This window comes from Tamlana sp. 2_MG-2023 (assembly GCF_030548465.1).
GTDB lineage: Bacteria > Bacteroidota > Bacteroidia > Flavobacteriales > Flavobacteriaceae > Pseudotamlana.
This window is the reverse complement of sequence record NZ_JAUOSF010000008.1, coordinates 203,718-228,484: the sequence shown is the minus strand read 5'-3', so window position 1 is coordinate 228,484 and position 24,767 is coordinate 203,718. Positions and strand designations below refer to the sequence as shown.

The window sequence follows — 24,767 nt, the reverse complement described above, 5'->3', positions numbered from 1 at the left end:
GGAGAGGGTCCTGGGTTCGAGCCCCAGCCCGGTCACATTATACTAAAAAGCCTGTAACACAAGTTGCAGGCTTTTTTTTTGGAATCAATTTGGAATAACATATATAGTTTTAAGAAAATCTGTGTCTTAATTTAGTTGTTCGTTGGTAGTTTTTGATTATTGGAGTCTTCTTAATTTTTGCGCTTATTTTTTTTCCCTGTGTATCTCCGCGAAGTTCTCGGTGGAACTCTGTGTAATAACGTTTTCATTAAAAAATCTGTGTTAATCTGTGTCTTAATTTAGTTGTTTGTTGGTAGTTTTTGGTTATTGGAACCTTCTTAATTTTTGTACTTATTTTTTCTCATCCGAACTCTGCCTTATCTTCTAGTAACGCAATTTTGTATTTACTTCATACAATTATACTACAAAGTTGAAAGTTATAGAGTTAAGTCGTTTTTGAAGGATCTTCTTATTAAATGTTGCTAAAAACCTTAATAAATAAGATGTTTTAAGCCATGAATTGAACTAATAAAATTTAAATCATACAAGTTGCACGTAAGTTTTTTTCTATCTATTTTTGTTTAGATTTTAATCCCTCAACAATAAAAAGCATTTTAAAACCTAAACAAAATGATGCTTTTTTACTTGTTGATTTTAATTTAAACTTAAAAACAACTTAATTATGAAAACAAGAATTATTGCAACAGCAGTAGCATTATTAGCCTTTACATTCGGACAGGCACAACAAGAAGACATGGCTAAATCGGAAATTAACTCAGCAAAAGGTATTACTTTCAGTGAGGGAGATATTTTTGTTGAAGGTTATATTAAATTTGGAACGACAGGGTCTGATAATAATATTTATTCCATTACACCGAAGGTTGGTTATTTTTTATCAAATAAATTTGCAGTAGGTGCTGACCTTGATTTTGGGGGAAGTAAAGCAGGTGATGATAAAGTAAATAGTTTCGGTTTCGGTGGATTTGGTAGATATTATTTCTTAGAATTGGATAAGAAACGTTTTAAAGCCTATGGTGAAGCAGGCTTAGGATATAATCATACGAGAGAAAAGGGGCCTACTTATGGAGATGAAACTACGAATGGAATTAAGGCTAATGTTACTATTGGACTTAACTACTTTTTAACTAAGAATTTTGCCGTATCATTTGTTTTAGCTGATATCTTATCTTATAATAATTCAAGTATTGAAGATGGGGCTACCACAGATAGTTTTGAAATGAACATCAATTTGTTTAATAATATCTTTACAGAACCACAGCTTGGTTTGTTATACAAATTCTAATTGATTAGATATATTAAATTAAAAACGTCTAAGTTGGTTTTACTTAGACGTTTTTTTTGTTTTATATTTTTAAAACCGCTCTATAGTCGGCTTAGAAGCTCTGTTTTTTTACTTGTAAATTCATCTTCAGAAAGAATACCTTTATCTTTTAAGCTCGCTAATTTCTCAATTTTAGCAAAAATATCCTCCTCAAAATCAGTTTGAGTAGTATTTTGTATTTCTCGTTTTATCTCGTTATTAGTAGGATCTTCTATATTAGGTTCCTGGATAGATTGAATAGTTTCAACCTGATTATTTAAATTATTTTGATTATTCGGGTTGCCAGAAACTATTGGAAGCGTACTTAAATTAACGTTACCATATTGGCTGCTAAAGCTTACCGAGTAATTGCCTCCTTGTTGTTGGCCTACACCACCAATTTGGTGATCTAAAGTATCAAAAACGGTCACTTTGCCATTTTCTTGGATGGCCAAACGATTAATACCGTTAAATATCGCATAACTTGTACCGTTTTGACTCCCTGTTGAGTTTGGAAAACCTAAATCGCCCCACCAATTTGTTCCGGAAGACTGAGACCCGTCGGCGTTCTTTATTTTAGGTAAAGGCTTATATTGTATGGCTCCTTGCCCTATTAAATTAGACAAGTCGTTACAAAGCCCGTCTACAAGTGATCTTAGTTGGTTGTTAAACATGTCACCAACCATTGTCATACCTCCTTGCATCCATTGGCCGCCGCCGCCAAGTTCCGGAAGGTAAAATTGGGCCATCGTGCCATTTGTAGCCATAAGGGTGTGCGTCAACTCTGTAGTTGTTTCAACACTTACATGGTAACGATTTGCTACATTCGATATGTTTTGAAAACTAATTTCTGTGAATATTTGGCTCATATTATCTTTCTTTTATAATAGAGTGTTTATTGCATCTCTATACCAACAAAGGTAGGATTAACTCTATTCATAAAAATAAATTTAAGTGAGAAGTTTTATAAATACTTGATTATTAACAATTACCTAACATGTTGATTGATAAATGGTTTTATGCTATGAAAAGTCGTTGTATATTATGTTTTTGTGGATTGATAAGTGTATTTTGAAGTTGTTATATAAGAGGTAATAGCCTTGATAGTTACTCGTTTATTCCTGAAATGTTATAGACACCTTTACTTTAACATCTTTTGACATAAGAAAACTGCTGCCTCCAACATTATAATCCTGTCGGTTTAAGTCAAAATCAATCTGTACTTTTTTTGAGGAAGCTATCGATTTTATTTGAATTATTCCAGTAATATCTTTTTGAACACCTTTTATGGTTACATGTAATGAAATATCTTCTTTGTAGTTTCCATTTAATTCGAATTCGCTTGTTTCAACAGTTATTTGAGGAAATTTAGTTTCGTTAAAATATTTGTCTTCTAGTAAATCTGTGTCCCTTTGTTTGTTTCCCGTATTTATGCTTTTAACATAGGCCTTACCAGATAATGAAATATGGGATGCATCGCTACTTTTTACAATTTTAATGGCTGTATTATCAAAACTTCCATCAACGGTAAAACCAAGGTTTCTTATTTCAAAATCTACCATCACCTGTTTTATGGCCTCTTGTGCACTTGAAATTGTTGTGAAAACAATAAAAAACAGCAATGTTATTAACTTCGTCATAATAGTATGTTTATAAATTTAGTTTCGTAGTAACCTTACTTTTTTTAGGTACTCCGTATGAAGATAAGTAAATTTATTTATAATATACATGTATGTTTTAGTTGAATTTGGATTATGAATATTGCCGTTATAAGTTGAAGGTATGAGGATAAATATACTTTCTAGTCTAGTTTCTAAAACAGTTAAAGACAAGTCTTTTTATAGATTATAGATTATTTTAAAATTATATACGGATGTTTAGTTATTGTCTAGTTTCAATACCGTTAGTTTAAAAAAGGTATTGTTAATTTTGATGTTAATTCAATTTTAAAATTTTATTTAAAAAATGCGAGACATACACAAATTACGCGAATTTGCACGTTTAAGTTTATTAATCATTTTTTGTTTTACTGTATATAGTTGTAGTGATTCAGATTCTGAATCAGAAACAGATTCAAAGAATAGTACCCCTTTAGCTTCAGATAATGTTTTGGAGGTAATGCAAGAAAGTAAGGCTGGAGTTGAAAACCAAGTGGTTGTATCAGAAAATGATAATATAGGGGCCGATGGTGGAGATGAGGATAATTATAGCTTAATTGAAAAGGTTACAAATGGTTCTGTTACCGAAGTTAAAGATGGCGTTTTTGAATATATCCCAAACCCTGGTTTTTTTGGTTCAGATAAATTCACTTATAGGCTTATAGATGCAGATGGTGATTCGGATGATGCCTTGGTAACAATTACAGTTGTAGAAACTGAAGCTGAAGGTCCAACAGCAGAAGATTTTGAGAATATAGACCCTAATTACCCTTCGTTCGTTTCTATTGAAGATACGACTCCTGATGGTCAAACTTGGGAAAAACTTGAGTCTATGTCGGATGAATTCGATGCTTGGGATTCTAATAAATGGTTTAAATCAACTTGGAATTATGGAGTGCCAGTATTCATGTCTACCTCTAGTGCAAATTCAGGTGTTGCCGACGGTAATTTGTGGATAAAAGCAACCTTAAACGAAGGGAATTCAGATGGAAGATGGTTTCAAACAGCTAGAATTCATTCTAAAGCAGAAACGAGCTACCCGATGTACACAGAAGCAAGAATAAAGGCGTCATTTATATCAGCTTATAACACCTTTTGGTTAAATAATGGAGATAGTGATGATAGAGACGAAATTGATATTATAGAAAATAATGCTAAGCCGTCTTGCGGTTGTCAACCAGATTTTCCTACCCGAATGAATTCGCAATACTTCCATGCCGATTCAAACTTGAATCCGGTGGTGATTAGAGATGAAGATAATTATAATCAAAGCAACTTGTTGGATGTTAACCCAAGTAAAGAGGTAAAGTGGAATGAAGATTATCATACTTTTGGGGTGTGGTGGATAGATTCTAAACACATTCAGTTTTATCTAGATGGTGAGCCAGCAGGGCAGGTTGTAGTTGGAGAAGATCGCTCTGGTAGTGAGTATCCAGATCGCGAATTTACAAGAGACTTGGAAATTATATTCGACCTATGGACATCTGATGCCGATTGGCTAGGTGGTCTTCCTCCTAAAACAGACTTGGAGGATGATTCAATAAATACAATGAAGATTGATTGGGTTAGAACATGGAAATTAGTGAAAGAGTAGTGTTGTATTATGAATAAATTACTGTGATCCAAGTTTTAATTCAATAATTCAATAGTAATAAAATAAAAAGCGCCTTAACTGTTAAGTTAGGCGCTTTTTTTATTATTTAGTTTAAATGGTTTGGCTTAAAATTCATTTATAAAATCAGTTAAATTATCATTACGCTCTAAGCCTAGTTTTTTACGCAAGCGATAACGCGAAGTATGAACACTTTCTACACTGATCCCTAAGATAGAAGCCATTTCCTTGCTTGAAAAATTAAGCTTGATTAAAGCGCATAATTTTTGATCAGTTTGGCTAAGTTTTGGGTATTTTTCAGTGATATTGGCATAGAAGCTTTGATTTATATTTGTAAATCGCGCTTCAAACTCTTTCCAGTTGCTACTTGTGTTTCCTTGTATGCTCTTAACCATACGTTTGATAACATTAGTGTCGATTTGATTATTTTGTTTTGATAATTTTGAGTTTATAGCTTCTAAAAATTCGTCCTTTTCAATAAGCTGTAAAGCAGAAGATGCAAGTTGTTTGTTTTTTAATTCTATAATGTCACTTTGCGTTTTACGCTCTATTTCTTGCTGATTCCTTAGATTGAGTTTTTCAGATTTATGTTTTATCCTTAAGTTTCTAATGAAAAGTATAGCAAAAAGCGATATAAACAGTAGCACAACAATTAAGAGTATGGTTTTAAGTAACCAAATATTATCTTCATGTTCTAATTCAGCCAAACGCTTTTCTTTTAGAAGCGCATCTTGTTTTTGCTTTTCAACTCTAAAATCATCTTTAATTTCTAACAAATGTTGATTGTTTTCACTGCGGCCTCCAAAAATATTGTTGTTTAATTCGTTAGCTTTTAAAAGTGCTACATAGGCTTCTTCGTACTTATGGTTAGATTGATATAGTTCTGATAAAGCTTGGTAGTTTCTAGGGGCATAGTTACTGTGTGTATGATATTTGTCTCCATAGCTTAAGGATTTTTTTAAATATGTTTCACTTAGTTCAAAGTTGTTCGTGTCACTATACACTTCACCTAACAAATAATAAATAATTGTAAGATATGAAGGGTCTGTATCTTCAAAATAGGTTTCAGCTTGTTTTAATTTTTTAATTCCTTCAATGGGGTTACCTTCTTTACTTTCGATATAGCCAAGTTCAGAGTGTGCAAAATAAGGATGTTTGTCAGTTAATTTTTCATGATATAAATTACTGCTGTCAAGATATTTACGTGCTAATTTGAAGTTTTCTTTATTACGATAGAAAACGGCGATAGAAAAGTAATCACTCCTTAAATTTGTGTTATAATCAACAGGGTCTATTTTTAATTTTTTATCAATAGCAATCGATTTATTGAAGTATTTTAAAGCTTCATTTTCTCTTTTATAATAACTATATAGCCATCCTAATTGATTATATATACTAGCTATAGATACCGAATCCTTAGATTTGTCCGCTAATAGAAGAGCGTTCCAATAACCATCATACGACTTGCCATAATTGACATTATGTGCGTATAAAAATGATAACTCCGTAAGGCTATTAATGGCTGATAAAGTGTCTTTTTTTTTGAGTTGAAAATTTACGCTTTTTTCAAAGTAGGTCGCTGCCATATCAGGTTTTTCATATTTTAATATTTCAGCTTTTTGATAAAAGGAGTCTTTAGGAACTTGCGTTTGACTAAATATTTGCTGAACTTGAAAATATGATAACGCAATACACAGGAAAAGGTTTAATAATTTCATAAGGTTTAGTTGTTAGTTAATTTGTCTCGTAAATTTGTGGTGGGGACTAATTTTTCAAATTTAAATAAAAAAACTGCTATAATCTGTGAGTTTATCTAGGTTGTCTTGTTGTGTTGTCTATTTAAATCTATTTTATTTCTGCCTATTTGGTTTGTAAATATTACATAAAGTACTGATTGAAAGTGTTTTATGTTTTGTTTATTGCTTGATGATGTTGTGTTGTTGAGTGAGTTATTTTTTTATAATGTTCAGTTATTGTCTAGTGTATTAGGGTTTATTTTTTGGTTTTCAGATAGGTAATTCTTATAATTCAATAATTTTTAAAGCGTTATTCTTATTTTTTTTCAGTAAAAATTATTAATTATATAATTGATTTCAGCTCTACTGAAATTCTTGGTGCTTTTTGTGAATTTAAAATTCTAACAGTTTGTTCTATTAGTTTCGAATTTGTTGTAGTTTTTATAATGCCTGGAGTTCTATTGTCTAGAGGTTGTTAGACTTGACATATTGTTTTCTTTTTGTAGTTAGTTTCTAATCTATGTGAATGTAGCTCCTTCTTTTACATCATCATTATTTAATTGATACTGTATTATCTTAGATTTAACGTGATTGCATAAAGCGTGTTCGGCTACGAAAATGTATTAGTAATGGAAATTGTTTTGTTGCCAAACCTTCTGTGATCTTTGTCTACACGCTTTAGTTTGTTTTCTACGATATAAAAATTGGGTGAATTAGTCTAAGATAACCTCTCTGTTTTTTTGTTTCAAAATACGATCTAAGAATTTTCTCCAGGTAGGAGAAAGGACTAATTAAAAGTTTTTAACTAATCTTAAATTAGGAAACAAAACATCTGAAGTTTTGGTATGTTGAGTGTTTTTGCAGGTAAAATTGAGTTGAAATTTGATTTGTACAGTTATAGTCTAGTGTTTTTTGGTTGATTTTAAACTATAATCATTCAAATTTGTAATCTAATAAATTATTAAAAATGAAGAATATATTCTGTGTTGTTTTTATTTTATCTGCTCAAATTTTATGTTATTCTCAAAACATTGAGAAAATAGAAAGAGAATTAGATTTTAATTTGGATTGGAATTTTTATTTAAGTGATAAAGATGTAGATGAAAAAGATATAAAGACATCAAGTTATAAAAAAGTTAATCTGCCGCACGACTGGGTTGTTGAACATGGTTTTGATGAGTCTTTAGGAGACGATGCTAAAGCAACTGGTTTTTTACCAAGTGCAGGTTACGGCTATTATAAGAAAACGTTTGAACTTATTCCTCTTACAAGCAACAAAACTTATATTCTTTTTGATGGAGTTTATAATAATTCTGAAACTTATATAAATGGTCATAAATTAGGGTTTCATCCTTATGGGTATTCTCCGTTTTATTATGATATCACACCATATTTAAATACAGAAAGTGGTACGAATGAGATTTTCGTTAAGGTTGATCACAGTAGGTTTGCAGATAGTCGTTGGTATACTGGTGCGGGGATTTATAGAAATGTTTCTTTAATTACCACAAATAAACTACACATACCTATATGGGGAACTTTTGTGACAACACCAGAGATTACAGATGCTCAGGCAACTGTTAATTGTGTTGTTAAAATTGAAAATGATTTTGTAGATGTCAAAACTGCTGATTTAAAGACACAAATATTCAATGAATCTGGAAAGTTGGTAGCTGAAAGTTTATCTAGTTTGAAAGTGAATGGAGGATTATCTAAAGAAATTTCAGAAAACTTAAAAGTTAGCAACCCGAAACTATGGAGCGTTGATACGCCTTATTTATATACCGTTGTCCATTCAGTTATTCAGGAAAATAAAATTATAGATCAGACCAGTAGTAAACTTGGAATTAGATCTTTCAAATTCGATGCGAAAACAGGTTTTTATTTAAATGGTAAAAACATGAAAATAAAAGGGGTTTGTTTGCATCATGATGGTGGCTTAGTCGGATCGGCTGTACCTAAAGGCGTTTGGGAAAGACGACTTAAAATCTTAAAAGAGGGAGGGGTGAATGCTGTTAGAATTTCTCACAACCCTGGCTCTGTGGAATTCCTGGACTTATGTGATGAAATGGGATTCCTTGTTCAAGATGAGTTTTTTGATGAATGGGATAACCCAAAGGATAAGCGTTTAAATACAAATGAAAAGAGTGTTGATTACGTTACAAGAGGCTATCAAGAACACTTCCAGGAATGGGCTCAAAAAGATTTAACAAATGTGATGTTAAGTCATCGTAACCATGCTTCAATTTTTCAATGGAGTATTGGTAATGAAATTGAGTGGACATATCCAAGAAATGCCGATGCGACTGGTTTTTTTGGAAACATGAATTGGGATGGAAATTACTTTTGGTCAGCACCACCATATTCAATTGACAAAATTAAGGAACAATTAAAAACACTACCAAAGGGCAAGTATGATATAGGCGAAACTGCAGCAAAATTATCAAAATGGACTAAAGCTTTAGATACGACACGTCCGGTGACGGCAAACATGATTTTACCTTCTGTAAGTCATTTATCTGGTTATGCAGATGCTTTAGATGTTGTAGGCTATAGTTATCGTCGTGTACTATATGATTACGGCCATGAAAATTATCCTGATAAACCAATTATGGGAACTGAAAACCTAGCTCAATATCATGAGTGGAAATCTATTATGGAGCGTCCATTCATTTCAGGAACTTTCCTTTGGACCGGTGTTGATTATATGGGTGAAATTAGAGCGCCTTGGCCTATGCGTGTACAACCTTCTGGTTTGTTAACCACTGCAGGCTTTAAAAAAGGATCATATTATATGATGCAGTCTCTTTGGACTGAAAAACCAATGCTTCATATTGCTACTCAAAACATTGAGAAATCACTTAATAAAATTAATGATAATGGTGAAATTGTAGCCAAAAATCCTAAAAAGTGGGAACAAGCTCTTTGGGAATGGCAGGATGTTAATGAGCATTGGAATTATAAAGAAAATGAAATGATTGCTGTTGAAATTTATTCCAATTGTGATGAGATTGAATTGTTTTTAAATAATAAACCTTTAGGAAAAAAATACATAAAAGATTTTCAAGATCATATATATAAATGGGGTGTGCCTTTTGCTTCTGGAACCTTAGTGGCGAAGGGGGTAAAGGGAGGAGTTCAAACAGAATCTAAACTTATCACAGCTACACAATCTTCTGAAATTCAATTAATAGCTGATAACCTTACTCTTGATGCAGATCATTACGACGTTTCAAACATTGTTGTGCAATTAAAAGACAAAAAAGGAAATCCGGTGGTAACTGATGACCGTGAGATTACGTTTGAAGTAACTGGTCCAGCAAAATTATTAGGTGTGGATAATGGATGGAAAAAAAGTGTTCAACCTTTTCAGTCCAATGTAAATACCACACATAACGGTAAAACATTAGTGATTCTTCAAGCAACAGGAGATCGTGGAACGATAAAACTTAAAGCAAAAGGAAAAGGCTTGAAAACGGAATTGATTTCAATAAAAAGCAATTAAAAAAATAAAAGGTATGAAAGCAACACATTATGAAGGGAATAAAACCTTCACTGTAATTGAAAAACAAATTGTAGAGCCAGCTGCTGGCGAAGTGAGAATTAAAGTGGCTTATGTAGGTGTTTGTGGTACAGATGTTCATATATATCATGGAATGATGGATAAAAGAGTAAACATTCCTGTAACAATCGGACACGAAATGTCTGGTGTTATTGATGCTGTTGGAGCAGATGTAACGGATTATGCTGTAGGTGATAAAGTAGTCGTGCGTCCATTGGATGATAGAAAAGTAAAAGCTTCAGATAAAGGATTTAATCATATTTGTGAAGAATTAAAATTTATTGGTATTGATAGTGAAGGTGCGATGCAACAATATTGGAATGTACCAACATTTACTCTTCATAAATTAAAAGAAACAACCGACTTAAAGTTGGCTGCATTAATTGAGCCGCTATCAGTTGCAACTCATGATGTGCGTAGAAGTGAATTGAAAAAAGGTGAAACCGCTGTCGTATTGGGAGGAGGACCAATTGGCTTATTAGTAGCAATGGTTGCCAAAGAAGTTGGAGCTCAGGTTATTATTTCTGAAGTTAACCCTAAACGTATTGAGAAGGCAAAAGCCTTAGGCTTTGACGCTGTTAGCCCAATTGATGTAGATTTAGTCGAGTATGTAAAAGGTAAAACGGACAATCGTAGAGCCGATGTAGTGTTTGAGGTTGCAGGAGTACAGCCAGCTTTAGATATTATGTGTGAGGTTGCTGGAATTAGAGGGCGCATTGTTATGGTGGCTATTCATGGTGTTAAAAAAGAGGTTGATTTATTTAAATTTTTCTGGAAAGAATTATCGTTAATAGGAGCCCGAGTTTACGAAAAAGAAGATTACGAAAAGTCGATTGAATTGATTACTGCAAACGAATTGCCTTTTGAAGATATGATTACAGATGTACAGCCATTAAGTAATATTCAGCAAGTTTTTGAAAATATCGATAACAACCCTGACGGATTAAAAGTATTAATGGATTGTCAATTATAAAATTCTAAAAATAAATTATTATGAGTATTTTAAATACATTCAGTTTAGAAGGAAAAACAGCTTTAGTAACAGGTTGTAAAAGAGGAATTGGTAAAGCTATGGCTATTGGTCTGGCTGAAGCAGGAGCGAACATTATTGGTGTTTCGGCTTCTTTAGAATTGAGCGGAAGCCAAGTTGAAAAAGAGGTGCAGGCTGTAGGTAAAAACTTTAGTGCATACCAATGTGATTTTTCAGATAGAAAATCATTATACGCTTTTATTGAAGCTGTTAAGAATGATCATCCACAAATTGATATTTTAGTAAACAATGCAGGAACAATTTTAAGAACTCCTGCAGCTGAACACCCAGATGAAATGTGGGATAAGGTGATTGAAGTCAATCAAAATGCACAGTTTATCTTAACGCGTGAGTTTGGAAGAGATATGGTGGCAAGGGGATCTGGAAAAGTGATTTTCACGGCCTCATTATTAACTTTTCAAGGAGGTATAACTGTACCAGGATATGCAGCAAGTAAAGGAGCTATAGGTCAATTAACAATGGCTTTTGCTAACGAATGGGCTGGTAAAGGTGTTAATGTAAATGCTATTGCTCCAGGGTATATTGCAACAGATAATACAGAAGCATTAAGAAATGATGCAGTAAGATCAGAGTCTATTTTATCACGTATTCCAGCAGGACGTTGGGGTGAGGCAAAAGATTTTGCTGGACCAACAGTATTCCTTGCTTCAGAAGCGGCTGCTTATATGCACGGTTCTATCGTTTTAGTAGACGGTGGCTGGATGGGAAGATAATTCAGAATCAATAATTATAATTTAGGTTAAAAAATGAATAACATAAAAGTATCGATACTTGTAATGTGTTTTATGCTTTTGAGTGTATACCATAAGGTTTATGCTCAAAAGCAACCTAATATTGTATTTATTTTGGCTGATGATGCTGGTTATGCCGATTTTGGGTTTCAAGGCAGTAAAGCGTTTAAAACTCCGCAATTAGATAAATTAGCTTCACAGAGTATTCGCTTTACTCAAGCATATGTGTCGGCAGCAGTATGCGGGCCTTCTCGTGCAGGTATTTTAACAGGAAAATATCAACAACGTTTTGGTTATGAGGAAAATAATGTCCCTGGTTATATGAGTGCTTCTGGTACCACTGGAGACGATATGGGGCTACCTCTTGATCAGAAACTAATGTCCGAATATTTAAAAGAACAAGGTTATAAAACTGCTGTATTCGGGAAATGGCACATGGGAAATGCAGATAAATTTCACCCAACCAAACGTGGTTTTGATACTTTTTATGGTTTTAGAGGTGGTGCTAGAAGTTATTATGAATTTGATGAAAATAACACCAATAACCGAAAAGAAGATCGCATGGAGCACGGTTTTGGCAAATACGTAGAATCAAAATTATATTTAACAGATGCTTTGGCAGATGCCACTATCGATTTTATTGAAGAAAATAAAAGTCAACCCTTTTTTGTGTACCTATCCTTTAACGCAGTACATACGCCTATGGAGGCACGTCGAGACGATTTAAAACAATTTCCAAATCTAGAAGGGAAAAGAAAAACCTTGGCGGCTATGGCGCTAGGTCTAGACCGTGCCTGTGGAAAAGTCTTAGATAAATTGGATGAACTGGGTTTAAGAGAAAACACGCTTATTGTTTTTACCAACGATAATGGCGGTCCAACGGACACCAATGCATCGTCAAATAAACCTTTAGGAGGCACAAAAGCAAATCATCTTGAAGGCGGTATTCGTGTTCCATTTTTAATGTCCTTACCGGAACAAGTAAAGAAAAACACGCTGTATACTAATCCAATTAGTACATTAGATTTATTACCAACGTTCTACCAAATAGCTGGTGGTGACGAAAAAAATATGACCGATTTAGATGGAGTAAACTTGCTGCCATTTATTAGCGGAGAAAATAAAGCAAGACCACACGAAACTTTGTTTTGGAAAAAAGAAGTACGTGGTGCAATACGTTATAAAGATTGGAAATTAATTCGGTATCCTGATAGACCGGCAGAGTTATACAATTTAGCTGAAGATGAAGCTGAAGTGAACAACATAGCAAGTGCCAATCCTACATTAGTAAACGAATTATACAAACGCTTTTTTGAATGGGAAGTCTCTTTAGAACGCCCACGCTGGATGCTTAAACACCTTTATGAAGGAAAAGCTATAGAGCGATTAGATAGATATAGAAATACAACGAATTAAAATTAATTATTATGGCAGAAATAAAAGATTATCAGTTATTTATAAATGGTGAATGGAGAACATCAACTTCGGGAGAAACCATTGATATCGTAAGTCCGTCTACAGAAGAAGTTGTAGCACGTGTACAAAACGGAACAGCTGAAGAAGCTAACGAAGCTTTAGAAGCTGCCGATAAAGCTCAAAAAGAATGGAAGAAATTACCAGCGCGTCAACGTGCTGAGTTATTATATAAATTGGCAGCTGAGATCAAAGCAAATTCAGATTATTTAGCTCAATTATTAGTTAAAGAACAAGGGAAGTTATTAAAAGTAGCAAAAATGGAAGTAGCTGTTACAGCTTCTTTTATAGAATATGCTTGTGAAGGTGCTCGTAGAATTGAAGGAGATATCATTCCTTCTGATAATGCTAATGAACAGATTTGGATTCAAAAAGTACCTAGAGGTGTTGTTGTGGCAATTACCGCTTGGAATTTCCCGTTTGCTTTAGCAGGTCGTAAATTAGGCCCAGCTTTAATTGCAGGAAATACGATTGTAATTAAACCAACTTCTGAAACACCATTGGCTACTTTAGAGTTAGGAAACATGGCTAATAAAGTAGGGATTCCTGCAGGTGTTATTAATATCCTAACAGGGCCTGGTCGTGTAATGGGGAATGCTCTTGTTGAAAACCCAATTACAAAGATGGTTACCATGACAGGTTCTACACCTGTTGGTCAGCAAATAGCACGATTAGCAGCAAATAACTTAACGCATGTACAATTAGAATTAGGAGGAAAAGCACCATTTATTGTTTTTGAAGACGCTGATATTGATGCCGCTGTTGATGCTGCGTTAAACTCACGTTTTGATAATTGCGGACAAGTATGTACGTGCAACGAGCGTATGTATGTGCATGAAGGAATTTACGATGTGTTTATGGATAAATTCATAGCTAAAGTTAAAGCCTTAAAAGTAGGAGATCCTATGCTTGATGAGACAGATATGGGACCGAAAGTAAACGGTTCAGAGTTAAAACATATGGAGCATTTAGTTGCGGTTTCTATTAAGGAAGGAGCTACAGTAGCCACTGGAGGGAAACGTCCTGAAGGTGCTCAATTTGAAAAAGGGTTCTGGTTTGAGCCAACAGTTTTAACTAACGTAACGCAAGATATGACCATTGTTCATGAAGAATCTTTCGGGCCAATTTTACCTGTATTGAAATTTACGTCTTTCGAAGAAGTTATTGGTTTTGCAAACGACTGTGAGTATGGTTTAGCTGCTATGGTTTTTACCAATGATATGAATACCATTATGAAATGTAATGATGAACTGGAATACGGAGAAATTTATGTGAATAGAGGTCATGGAGAGCAACACCAAGGTTTCCATAATGGTTACAAACTATCTGGTTCTGGAGGTGAAGATGGAAAGTATGGATTTGAGCAATACTTAGAAAAGAAAACTTTCTATATTAAACATAAAGCTTAATTATCTAATGATTAAACTCAAAGTTAAAATAGTATATCCTTACGTTTTAGTATTATTTAGTGTGCTATTGTTTCATTGTAAAAATGAAAAGAATACCGCTGAAAATTCTATTGAAATGGAAAAGGAGCAGGAAAAACCAAATGTAGTTGTTATTTATTTGGACGATTTAGGTTATGGTGATTTAAGTTCTTATGGTGCAACTGCATTTCAAACACCAAATATTGATGCGTTAGCTCATGAAGGAGTACGCTTTACAAATGGCTATGCGACTTCAGCAACCTGTACACCTAGTAGATATGCTATTTTAACAGGAGTTTATCCATGGAGAAACAAAGATGCAAGAATTTTACCTGGTACGGCACCATTATTAATTTCTACAACGCAACAAACATTGCCAAAAGTATTTAAATCTAAAGGGTATGCTACTGGTGTTGTAGGGAAATGGCATTTAGGATTAGGTGAAGGTCATGTAGATTGGAATAAGCACATTACACCTAGTCCAAACGAAGTAGGTTTTGATTATTCATACATTATGGCAGCAACTCAAGATCGTGTGCCTACGGTATATATTCAAAATGGAAATGTGGTTGGTTTAGATCCTAATGATCCTATTGAAGTTAATTATCAAAAGAATTTTGAAGGCGAGCCAACGGCTATTTCTAACCCGGACCTTTTAACTATGACTTGGCATCATGGTCACAATAATAGTATTGTAAATGGTATTCCTAGAATAGGGTATATGAAAGGTGGTGAAGCAGCAAAATGGAATGATGAAGATATGGCCGATCATTTTTTAGTGGAAGCTCAAAATTATGTAAAGCAACATAAAAACGAACCGTTCTTTTTGTATTACGCTTTGCAACAACCGCATGTACCAAGAACACCACACCCACGTTTTGCTGGAAAATCAGGACTTGGACCTCGTGGAGATGTTATTTTAGAGGCCGATTGGGTCATTGGTGAGTTTATGAAAACCCTTAAAGAGGAGGGTGTGTTAGAAAATACTTTAGTGGTTTTTTCTAGTGATAATGGGCCCGTATTAAATGATGGATACAATGATGACGCTGCAGAGAAAACTGGAAGTCACGATCCAAAAGGTGGTTTGCGTGGCGGAAAGTATAGTTTGTTTGAAGCTGGAACTCGCGTACCATTTATTACCTATTGGAAAGGTAGAATTCAACCAATGGAGTCGGATGCATTAGTTTGTCAAGTAGACTTATTAGCATCATTTGCAGATTTAATAGGAGCTGAAGACGAGGCAAGCGATAGTCAAGATTTACTAGCAACATTTTTAGGAGAAAGTAAAGAAGGTAGGGAAACTTTAATTGTTGAAGCCAATACAAAAACCGCTTTAAGAGCAGGTGATTGGTTAATGATACCGCCATATGAGGGGCCTGCGTTTAATAAAGATGTTCAGATAGAATTAGGGCTTTCGAAAGATTTTCAATTGTATAATCTAAATGAAGATCCTAGTCAACAAAAGAATAGAGCATCATCAAATCCTAAGAAATTACAAGAAATGATCACCCTATTTCAAAAAGAAAGAGGTGATGCGTATAGCAATATTGAAGATTTAGAATTGAAATAATAAAATTTTAATATCTAATAAAATTATAACATTAAATTATGAGTACAAAAATTTCAAATATAAAAACACGTTTATTCACGGTGCCTCTACCAGAGGTCATGTCTGATGCAAAACATGGCGATCATTATCATTTTGAGTTGGTCACGGTTACCATTACTTTAGAAGACGGAACAGAAGGAACGGGGTATACTTATACTGGCGGAAAAGGTGGTTTCGCAATAAAAGCGATGGTAGAACATGATTTTACCGAAGTTTTAATTGGGAAGGATGGAGCAGATGTTGAAGGTATTTATGATTTTTTAGAATGGCATATTCATTATGTAGGTCGTGGTGGTATTGCATCCTTTGCAATTTCTGCTGTAGATATTGCACTTTGGGATATTCGTTGTAAAAAAGCGGGTCAGCCTTTATGGAAAATGGCTGGAGGCGCAGGTAACACCTGTAAAGCCTACTGCGGAGGTATTGATCTAATGTTTCCAATAGAAAAGCTTTTAAGTAATATGAAAGGTTATTTGGAAAGCGGATTTAATGCGGTTAAAATAAAAATTGGGCGTGAAAATTTAGAAGAAGATTTAGAGCGTATTAAAGCGGTTCGTGAGTTTATTGGCCCAGATATTACTTTTATGGTCGATGCGAATTATTCGATGACTATTGAGCAAGCGATAAAGGCTATTGAAGGCTTTAAGGATCAGAATATTACTTGGTTTGAAGAGCCTATCATTCCTGATAATTATAAAGGTTATGCAGAAATTGTTGATGCTACAGATTTTCCTTTAGCTATGGGTGAAAACTTACATACTATACATGAGTTCGAATACGCGATGGAACAATCTAAATTGTCCTTTATTCAGCCGGATGCTTCAAATTGTGGAGGTGTAACGGGATGGTTAGCCGCTGCAAGATTAGCCGATAAACATGGCATCCCTGCATGTTCTCATGGTATGCAAGAATTACACGTAAGTTTGGTGTCTGCTCAACCAAATTCAGGTTGGTTAGAAGTGCATAGCTTTCCAATAGATCAATATACAACGCGTCCATTAGTAGTTGAAAATCATAGAGCTGTGGCACCAGATTATCCAGGAGTAGGTGTCATTTTTAATTGGGAAAAGTTAAGTCCGTTTGAGCAAAAATAATAAGATGTTATGAAGACGACAAAAACAAATTTTGGCCAGTTAGAAAATCAAAATATTGACTTATTTACACTTACAAATGATCACGGACTTGAAGTGAAAATCACTAATTATGGTGCAACAATAACGGCAATTAGTATTCCTGATTCCAACGGAAATCCAGAAATAGTAACTTGTGGTTTTAATACCTTAGAAGGTTATTTTTCTGATGAATATGTGAATAACTCCCCTTATTTTGGAGGGACAGTTGGACGGTATTGTTCACAAATAAAAAATGCTGAGTTTCCTTTAAATGGAGAGCTGTTTAAATTGGCTAAAAACGCTGGAGAGAATAATTTACATGGGGGTGTTAAAGGCTTCGATAAAAAAATATGGAAATCTTTTGATGTTGATATTGAAAATGCTTCAGCAATTGGAATGATACTTTTAAGCGAGGATTTAGAAGAAGGTTTCCCTGGGAATGTTGAAGTTTCTGTTGAATTCATTTTAGATAATCAAAATGAATTACACATTAATTATAGTGCTGTACCAGATCAAGACACCCCTTTGTCTTTAACAAATCATACGTATTTTAACTTGTCTGGTTTTTCAGAGTCTATTGAAGGTCACACTGCAAAAGTAAATACAAATCGACGATTAGAAACGGATGAAACTGGTGCGGCCACAGGAAAAATTTTAAATATTGAAGGTCAGGCAGATGATTTAAGAACAGAAAAACAAATTGGAGATGTTCATGAGGAAATGAAAGATGGGTTTGAGCATTTCTACATAATTGATAGCGCCAATTCAGAATTAAAACATGCCGCTACAATTAGTGATCCTAAAACGAAAAGAAGTTTAGATGTATTCACCACAGAGCCTTGTATGTTATTATATACAGGTAAATATACATCTGACGCCCTTCAACGTGAAAATGGTCAAAAATTTGGGAAGTATCGCGGATTCTGTTGTGAAACGCATCGTTATCCAAACGGACCGAATATTGAAGGATCACCAAGGTCTATTACCAAAGCTGATGATGTTTTTCAAAGCACAACGGTGTTTAAATTTAAATTTTAAAACTAAAAACAACTAAATATAACTTAAACTAATAAAATTATGATAGGAATTCTTTTAGCGGTATCAGCCGGGATTATGCTCGGTTTTTGGGCTATGCCAGAAAAGTATATTAAAAATTATGCTTTCGAGAATGCATGGGGACTGTGTTATTTATTTATGCTATGGATAATACCCTTTATCGTAGCTTTTACAATGATTGATAATTTTGGTCAGGTTTTGGCCGATATTGGAAGTCCGGTATTAATGCGTATGTTGATTCCTGGTTTTTTATGGGGAGTAGGTATGATGCTTTGGGGTAAAGCCATTGATTATATAGGGTTATCTCTCGGTTTTTCACTGTTTATAGGCACGATAATTTGTGTAGGGTCTATGTTGCCATGGTTTTTTCATGGGGTTCCAGAATGGAATGACCTAGGTACTATTTTATTAGGTATTGCTATTATATTATGCGGGATTATCTTTAACGGTAGAGCGGGGATGCTTCGTCAGGAGGAAGAAAATAAATCTGAAACTCTCGAAAAAAAATCTATGGTTTCAGGGATTTTAATTGCCGTTATTGGTGGGGTTTTAGCAACTGGCTTTAATGTGGCTTTAGAAATTAGTGTTGACGGACAAGCGGCCAAAAATATAATTGGTGAAATGGTTGTTAATAATGGTAATGCCAGCTGGTTATCTTCTGTAGCGTCAATGTTTATTGTCTATGTTTCTGGAGGATTATTTGTAATTCCTTACTTTATCATAATGCTAACCAAAAAGAAATTATGGGGAAGTTTTAAAGTACCAGGTGCAGGAAAAAATGTGTCACTAACACTATTAATGGCGGTATTAAACTTTACAGCATCAATAATTTTTGCATATTCGTCATTTGTTTTAGGAGAACTGGGCGGTTCCATAGGTTATGCTATCTTTAATACATTATCTGTAGTGGTTGCTGTTGTTGCAGGAATTGTTACTAACGAATGGGTACAGGCGCCTAAAAAGGCCAAAACATCACTTTATCTGGGCTTAGGCTCTATGATTATAGGTGTTCTAGTGACCGCTTTTCTATAAATAAAAACCAATTAAAAAAATAAAAAAATGAAATATATATCTAGTTTAATCATCTTATCTTTCGTCCTCATTATGAGCTCATGTCAAGAACAACCGTCTAAAAATAAGGAAGTAGTAGATCGTCCGGAATCTATCGAGCCTTCAGCAGAACAAATCGATTTTTTAGGAATTACTGATGTCAATCACTTGAGTGCTGCATCAAAACGTGCCTTAAAGTGGGACCAGAATTTGGGTAATGAATGGTTTATTGAATTTTCAAACTTACAACCTCTAAAAGGTGATTTAGCCTATGAAGAAGGTGTGGTTCGTAGAGATCCGAGTGCCATGATTAAGCATGACGGAAAGTATTACGTATGGTATTCAAAATCAGTAGGAAAAACCGATGGATTTGGTGGTGATATCGATAAAGACAAGGTGTTTCCTTGGGATCGTTGCGATATTTGGTATGCAACTTCCGAAGATGGATGGACATGGAAAGAGGAAGGCTTAGCAGTGCCACGTGGTGAAAAAGGAGCTTATGATGACCGTTCTGTATTTACAGTGGAAATTATGGAGCATGAAGGCATGTATTACTTATGCTATCAAACAGTTAAATCGCCTTACAATGTGCGTGTTAAAAATCAAGTAGGGCTTGCTTGGTCAAATTCACCTAATGGACCTTGGACGAAAAGCGAAGAACCAATTTTAAGTCCTGCCGATAATGGTGTTTGGAAAGGTGATACGCAAAACCGTTTCTTAGTAGAGAAAAAAGGTGATTTTGACAGTCATAAAGTGCATGATCCTTGTATTATCCCTTTTAATGGTAAATTTTACTTGTATTACAAAGGGGAGCAAATGGGGGAAGCTATTACATTTGGGGGAAGACAAATTCGTCATGGTGTTGCCATTGCCGATAATCCTAAAGGGCCTTATGTGAAATCACCTTATAATCCAATAAGTAATAGTGGTCATGAAATTTGTGTGTGGCCTTACAATGGAGGAATTGCATCATTAATTACTACAGATGGACCAGAGAAAAATACAATTCAATGGGCACCAGATGGATTAAATTTTGATATCATGTCAGTTATACCAGGGGTAAGTGCTCACGCCATTGGTTTAAATAGAACAGCCGATACAGAAAAGGAACCAACTGAAATTTTACGTTGGGGTTTATCGCACATTTATAATTCTTACGATTATCAAAGTATTATGCGTTTTGAATCACATAGAAAAACAACACATGTAGCAAAAGGAGAAAGTAGTAAATAGTACACTTCTCAATTTTATATAAAAAACCTTCTAATTAATTTTAGAAGGTTTTTTTTGTTTTTGAAAGATGAAAATACCTGAAAAGTATAAATTATCAATGGATATACTAAGTGGATTATTCCTAAATAATGTGAGTTTGATATAAACTTACAATTGTGACAAGGAGAAGGAATCTCGGAAGAATTAAATCTTATGATCACGACACTCTTCTTAATCTATTGAGCAATATACTTTTAATTTAAATATTTCTAACTAAAAGTATTCTTCATAAGTACAATGCTATTTGTTGTATGTAGGTGTAATTAATTCATAATCAGCCTCTATAAATATGGTTAGGTTTAACGTGTTTTACTTTTATTGAATCATTTATGAAATGGTTTAGTAGCTTGACTGTCTATATAACAGAATGGTGTTGGTAAACGGATTAATAGTTAAGATTTTACACTTAAAGCTAGATGACCTCTAGGGTACTTATATTAAAAAAACCTGGATAGAAGAATTTTAATTATAATCATAAATTGATAAGGGCAGATCTATACAAAATTGGTGAAATTACGAACTGAACACATGATAAAGCAGTTCTATTGATTTTCTACTGTTAAATTTTAGCAATTATCACTTATTTGTCATCTGTATTTCAATGATTACTTACCTGAATTTATAAGATTGTTAAAATATGATATGCTATTTTAATTTTTTAGTTAAAATTATGTTGTGTTTTAAGTGAAATGATAAATATTAAAAAAATAAAGCGTATAGCTATAGTGTCTGTTTTCGTGAAAAGCTAATGTAAATTTTGGATTTGGTGTCATTATAAATAGATTTTCACTCAATTTAACTGTACATAATAGATTAAATGCAGTTTGTAATTGCTTGTATTTCAGTGTTTTTTAGTCATGTCTAGTTTAAGTCTAGTATCAATTTAGCGTGTCGTGTTGTTGTATTTATAAATTAGCATCAGTTAACTTGAAGAATTGTTAATAAACTACTTCTGTAAGTGTCAAATAGATAATTACTGTATTACAATTTTAACAAGATAACTAAACTAACTATTCTAATTAATTTAATATGAAACAAAAACAGAAATTATGGAGGAACAGGTTTTTACTGGTTTGTTCTTTCTTACTACTAACAATGACTAATGCGTATGCTCAAACGGGCATGAAAGGAAAAGTATTAGATGAAAATGGGATTCCATTGCCAGGAGTTTCCATACTTATTAAAGGTACAAGTACGGGATCTGTAACGGATTTTGATGGTGAATTTGCAATAGAAGCACGATCGGGGGATAACCTTGAGTTTTCTTTCTTAGGCTACAAGAAGCAAACAATAAAACTTGTAAATCAAAATTTTTTAAATGTAAGACTAGAAGCGGATACAGAAAGCCTTGAAGAGGTGGTTGTAGTTGGTTACGGTACTCAAAAGAAGAAAGAAGTAACTGGAGCTGTCGGTATTGTGAATTCAGATATCATAGCAAAGGCACCAGTTGCCGATTTGGGTGAATCTATTCAGGGGCAAGTAGCTGGTGTGAATGTGCAATCTAGTAGTGGTAGACCAGGTGAGGCTGCAAACATTCAAATTAGAGGTTTGGGATCTGTGAGTTCAGGTGCTTTAGGTCCTTTATATGTTGTAGATGGTATTCCGTTTCAAGGAAATCCAAATATACCAACTGAACAAATTGAGAAAATTGATATTTTAAAAGATGGTGCGGCAGCCGCTGTTTATGGAACTCGAGCCTCTAACGGTGTTATTCTTATTACTACTAAAAAAGGAAAAGCAGGAACATTTAATGTGAACTTTAGTACTTACGGTGGTGTGCAAAACATTACTTCAGGTACCCCTTTAATGAATACACAGCAACAGATGTATGCCGAAGAAGTTAAACTAGAGGCTTTAGGTAGAGATCCTTTAATCTTCTTTTTTAATCCAGATGCTTTAGATTACGATAGTGATTTTGTTGGCGATGTTCAAAATAACAATGCTGGTATTCAAAATTATGATTTAGGTATTTCAGGAGGATCTGAAAACTTAACGTTAAACTTAAGTGCTAATTATTTCAATCAAGATGGAATTTTAATTAATTCAGGTTTCGATCGCTTAAGTACACGTTTAAATGGAGAGTTTAAAAAAGGAAAGTTTAGAGCTTTTGCTAGCCTTGCTTTTACACAAGAAAACAGACAACAAGAACCTTGGGCTTTATATGAATATGCTATTGCTCAAAATCCTTGGCAACCAGCTCTTAATCAAATTCAGAGTAATGGAGAAAATTCTGTTCAAATTCCTGTAAGGAACTCGATTCAATACAGTTATTTATCTAGGGAGTTAGAGAATGAAGATGATCGTGAAGTAAATACTACAAACGTAGCGATCAACTTAGAGTATGAATTTTTAGATGGCTTAAGTTATCAATTAAACTTAGGTAGAAATACATACGACTATGCTAGAAAATTCTTTAGACCACAGTATTTGGTTTATGACTACCAAGGTGATTTTAACCCAACGGCTTCCAGAGTTGATGCGCAATTAGATGAAGATTTTGTTTTCTCAGAGCGTCGTATTATTGAAAATTTATTTAAATACAACAAGAGTTTTGGTAACCATAATTTCAATTTATTAGGCGTATTGTCTTATGAAGAATTTTCATCAAAAACACTAAGCACGGGAGTTATTGGTTTATTAAGTAATGATACCCCGGTATTAGGAGCTGGAACTGAATCTTTAAAACCTAGTAGTTATGATTCTGTAAACACATTGTCAGGTAAGTTATTTAGAGTTCAATATAACTATGACGAACGTTATTTATTTTCAGCAAGTTATAGACGAGATGGTTCTTCTAATTTTGGAGAAGATTTCCGTTATGGAGATTTCTTAGGGTTCTCAGCGGGATGGAACATCAGCGAAGAGGCTTTCTTTAATGTTGATGCTATCAATAGTTTGAAGTTAAGGGGGAGTTGGGCAGAAGTTGGAAACCAAAGTATTCCAGCGTATTCATTTTCTTCTCAAATAGAAAGTGGTATGAACTATCCATTTGGTCCAAATGAAGAAATAAATGTTGGTGCTATACAACGTCGTTATGCTGACCCTAATATTAAATGGGAAACAAGTATTTCTAAAAATATAGGTATTGATTTAGGCATGTTTCGAAACAGATTAAATTTTACTGCAGACTTTTATCAAACAGATAAAGAGGATATGTTAATTCAAGAACGTCTGCCGGCATCTTCAGGAACCTATCATACAAGAGCGCTTGGAACTTACGATGTGCGTGTTACCAATGGAGGTAATATGACTAATAAAGGGGTTGAACTAGGTTTGTCTTTTAAAGGTAAAATAGGTCAAGACTTAAATTACTCGCTTGCAGGAACATTTACTAAAAACGTTAATGAAGTTACTAACCTTAATGGTGTTGAGCGAGGTTATGCTAATGGTAGGCCTGTAGTATCTTTAGGTGATAATGTTGATTATACGACTTTCCTTGCAGAAGGCTATGAAGCTGGTGCGTTTTTCTTAGTGCAACATGATGGTATTATTAAAACTCAAGCAGAATTAGACGAATACAAGTTAATTGAACCAAGTGCAGCATTAGGAGATATGATGTACATTGATGAAAACAACGATGGTAAAATTGATGATAGTGACCGCGTTTATGCTGGTTCTGGTCAAGCTGATTATGAAGCAGGTTTAAGTTTGAACTTAGATTATAAAGGATTCGATTTTTATGTACAATCTTATTATTCACACGGTGCCGAAATTTATAATGGAGCACGTTTATATGCATATACACAGGGAAGACATGAGGAACAATACTATATGTGGTCTCCGCAGAATTCTAATTCTGGAGTGCCAACATTTAGAGAAAATGCTTTTGACAACAGTATTAGAGCACGTTCAGATTATTTCTTAGAAGATGGAACTTATTTGAGAATCAGAAATATATCTCTTGGATATACTATTCCAATGGTGGATACCTCAATTCTTAAAAAAACAAGAATATATTTTACTGCTATGAACCCGTTCACTTTTACAGATTATAACGGTTATGATCCAGAGGTGGGAGGAGATGGAATTTTCACACGTGGTGTAGATCGTGGAAACTATCCAGTATCACGTCGATTTATTGTCGGAGTACAACTAAATTTCTAATTAATTAAGTAAGA

At 34.0% G+C, this 24,767-nt stretch carries 16 protein-coding genes; 13 read left to right on the top strand and 3 right to left on the bottom strand.

Annotated elements, in window-relative coordinates; genetic code table 11:
- The first annotated feature begins 661 nt into the window (after window positions 1-661).
- On the top strand, window positions 662-1,282 hold the full coding sequence (locus tag Q4566_RS14085) for a porin family protein (RefSeq protein ID WP_303422430.1): 621 nt from the start codon (window positions 662-664) through the stop codon (window positions 1,280-1,282).
- 80 nt (window positions 1,283-1,362) lie between these two features.
- On the opposite strand, the gene Q4566_RS14080 is transcribed toward Q4566_RS14085, so the two are convergent.
- Window positions 1,363-2,169, bottom strand: coding sequence for an SHOCT domain-containing protein (locus Q4566_RS14080; RefSeq protein WP_303422428.1), 807 nt, complete (start codon window positions 2,167-2,169; stop codon window positions 1,363-1,365).
- 246 nt (window positions 2,170-2,415) lie between these two features.
- A complete protein-coding gene (locus Q4566_RS14075) occupies window positions 2,416-2,940 on the bottom strand; it encodes a YceI family protein (protein ID WP_303422425.1) in 525 nt (174 codons plus the stop codon).
- A gap of 325 nt (window positions 2,941-3,265) precedes the next feature.
- On the opposite strand from Q4566_RS14075, the gene Q4566_RS14070 reads away from it, so the two are divergent.
- Window positions 3,266-4,552 carry an Ig-like domain-containing protein gene (locus tag Q4566_RS14070; protein ID WP_303422422.1) on the top strand — a complete coding sequence of 429 codons (1,287 nt, stop codon included), beginning with the start codon at window positions 3,266-3,268 and terminating at the stop codon, window positions 4,550-4,552.
- Window positions 4,553-4,677: 125 nt separating this feature from the next.
- Here Q4566_RS14070 and Q4566_RS14065 read toward each other — a convergent pair whose 3' ends face one another.
- A complete protein-coding gene (locus Q4566_RS14065; protein ID WP_303422419.1) occupies window positions 4,678-6,288 on the bottom strand; it encodes a tetratricopeptide repeat protein in 1,611 nt (536 codons plus the stop codon).
- 985 nt (window positions 6,289-7,273) lie between these two features.
- On the opposite strand from Q4566_RS14065, the gene Q4566_RS14060 reads away from it, so the two are divergent.
- From Q4566_RS14060 to Q4566_RS14010, 11 genes are all read left to right on the top strand, one after another.
- Complete coding sequence (locus tag Q4566_RS14060; RefSeq protein WP_303422417.1) at window positions 7,274-9,811, top strand: glycoside hydrolase family 2 TIM barrel-domain containing protein; 2,538 nt, start codon at window positions 7,274-7,276, stop codon at window positions 9,809-9,811.
- A gap of 13 nt (window positions 9,812-9,824) precedes the next feature.
- On the top strand, window positions 9,825-10,841 hold the full coding sequence (locus tag Q4566_RS14055; RefSeq protein WP_303422414.1) for a zinc-binding dehydrogenase: 1,017 nt from the start codon (window positions 9,825-9,827) through the stop codon (window positions 10,839-10,841).
- A gap of 26 nt (window positions 10,842-10,867) precedes the next feature.
- The gene (locus Q4566_RS14050) at window positions 10,868-11,632 is read left to right on the top strand and encodes an SDR family NAD(P)-dependent oxidoreductase (RefSeq protein ID WP_303422433.1); all 765 of its coding nucleotides are present in this window, start codon (window positions 10,868-10,870) and stop codon (window positions 11,630-11,632) included.
- 33 nt (window positions 11,633-11,665) lie between these two features.
- Window positions 11,666-13,066, top strand: a complete 1,401-nt coding sequence (locus tag Q4566_RS14045; RefSeq protein WP_303422411.1) for a sulfatase — start codon at window positions 11,666-11,668, stop codon at window positions 13,064-13,066.
- Between the two features lie 11 nt (window positions 13,067-13,077).
- The gene (aldA, locus tag Q4566_RS14040) at window positions 13,078-14,532 is read left to right on the top strand and encodes an aldehyde dehydrogenase (protein ID WP_303422408.1); all 1,455 of its coding nucleotides are present in this window, start codon (window positions 13,078-13,080) and stop codon (window positions 14,530-14,532) included.
- A gap of 7 nt (window positions 14,533-14,539) precedes the next feature.
- A complete protein-coding gene (locus Q4566_RS14035) occupies window positions 14,540-16,120 on the top strand; it encodes an arylsulfatase (RefSeq protein WP_303422405.1) in 1,581 nt (526 codons plus the stop codon).
- A gap of 38 nt (window positions 16,121-16,158) precedes the next feature.
- Window positions 16,159-17,253 carry a mandelate racemase/muconate lactonizing enzyme family protein gene (locus Q4566_RS14030; RefSeq protein ID WP_303422403.1) on the top strand — a complete coding sequence of 365 codons (1,095 nt, stop codon included), beginning with the start codon at window positions 16,159-16,161 and terminating at the stop codon, window positions 17,251-17,253.
- Between the two features lie 9 nt (window positions 17,254-17,262).
- The gene (locus Q4566_RS14025; protein ID WP_303422402.1) at window positions 17,263-18,309 is read left to right on the top strand and encodes an aldose epimerase family protein; all 1,047 of its coding nucleotides are present in this window, start codon (window positions 17,263-17,265) and stop codon (window positions 18,307-18,309) included.
- Window positions 18,310-18,348: 39 nt separating this feature from the next.
- Window positions 18,349-19,359, top strand: coding sequence for an L-rhamnose/proton symporter RhaT (locus tag Q4566_RS14020; RefSeq protein ID WP_303422400.1), 1,011 nt, complete (start codon window positions 18,349-18,351; stop codon window positions 19,357-19,359).
- Between the two features lie 27 nt (window positions 19,360-19,386).
- Window positions 19,387-20,610 (top strand): family 43 glycosylhydrolase, encoded by a 1,224-nt coding sequence (locus Q4566_RS14015; RefSeq protein ID WP_303422398.1) that lies wholly within the window; start codon window positions 19,387-19,389, stop codon window positions 20,608-20,610.
- 1,134 nt (window positions 20,611-21,744) lie between these two features.
- Window positions 21,745-24,753 (top strand): TonB-dependent receptor, encoded by a 3,009-nt coding sequence (locus Q4566_RS14010; RefSeq protein ID WP_303422395.1) that lies wholly within the window; start codon window positions 21,745-21,747, stop codon window positions 24,751-24,753.
- The last annotated feature ends 14 nt before the right edge of the window (window positions 24,754-24,767 follow it).

What these genes read in the sequence shown, in the direction of transcription:
- Q4566_RS14035 (WP_303422405.1), top strand. Translation starts at nt 14,540, where the DNA reads ATGATTAAACTCAAAGTTAAAATAGTATATCCTTACGTTTTAGTATTA.
- Q4566_RS14025 (WP_303422402.1), top strand. Translation starts at nt 17,263, where the DNA reads ATGAAGACGACAAAAACAAATTTTGGCCAGTTAGAAAATCAAAATATT.
- aldA (WP_303422408.1), top strand. Translation starts at nt 13,078, where the DNA reads ATGGCAGAAATAAAAGATTATCAGTTATTTATAAATGGTGAATGGAGA.
- Q4566_RS14055 (WP_303422414.1), top strand. Translation starts at nt 9,825, where the DNA reads ATGAAAGCAACACATTATGAAGGGAATAAAACCTTCACTGTAATTGAA.
- Q4566_RS14020 (WP_303422400.1), top strand. Translation starts at nt 18,349, where the DNA reads ATGATAGGAATTCTTTTAGCGGTATCAGCCGGGATTATGCTCGGTTTT.
- Q4566_RS14075 (WP_303422425.1), bottom strand. Translation starts at nt 2,940, where the DNA reads ATGACGAAGTTAATAACATTGCTGTTTTTTATTGTTTTCACAACAATT.
- Q4566_RS14010 (WP_303422395.1), top strand. Translation starts at nt 21,745, where the DNA reads ATGACTAATGCGTATGCTCAAACGGGCATGAAAGGAAAAGTATTAGAT.
- Q4566_RS14060 (WP_303422417.1), top strand. Translation starts at nt 7,274, where the DNA reads ATGAAGAATATATTCTGTGTTGTTTTTATTTTATCTGCTCAAATTTTA.
- Q4566_RS14070 (WP_303422422.1), top strand. Translation starts at nt 3,266, where the DNA reads ATGCGAGACATACACAAATTACGCGAATTTGCACGTTTAAGTTTATTA.
- Q4566_RS14045 (WP_303422411.1), top strand. Translation starts at nt 11,666, where the DNA reads ATGAATAACATAAAAGTATCGATACTTGTAATGTGTTTTATGCTTTTG.
- Q4566_RS14030 (WP_303422403.1), top strand. Translation starts at nt 16,159, where the DNA reads ATGAGTACAAAAATTTCAAATATAAAAACACGTTTATTCACGGTGCCT.
- Q4566_RS14085 (WP_303422430.1), top strand. Translation starts at nt 662, where the DNA reads ATGAAAACAAGAATTATTGCAACAGCAGTAGCATTATTAGCCTTTACA.
- Q4566_RS14080 (WP_303422428.1), bottom strand. Translation starts at nt 2,169, where the DNA reads ATGAGCCAAATATTCACAGAAATTAGTTTTCAAAACATATCGAATGTA.
- Q4566_RS14015 (WP_303422398.1), top strand. Translation starts at nt 19,387, where the DNA reads ATGAAATATATATCTAGTTTAATCATCTTATCTTTCGTCCTCATTATG.
- Q4566_RS14065 (WP_303422419.1), bottom strand. Translation starts at nt 6,288, where the DNA reads ATGAAATTATTAAACCTTTTCCTGTGTATTGCGTTATCATATTTTCAA.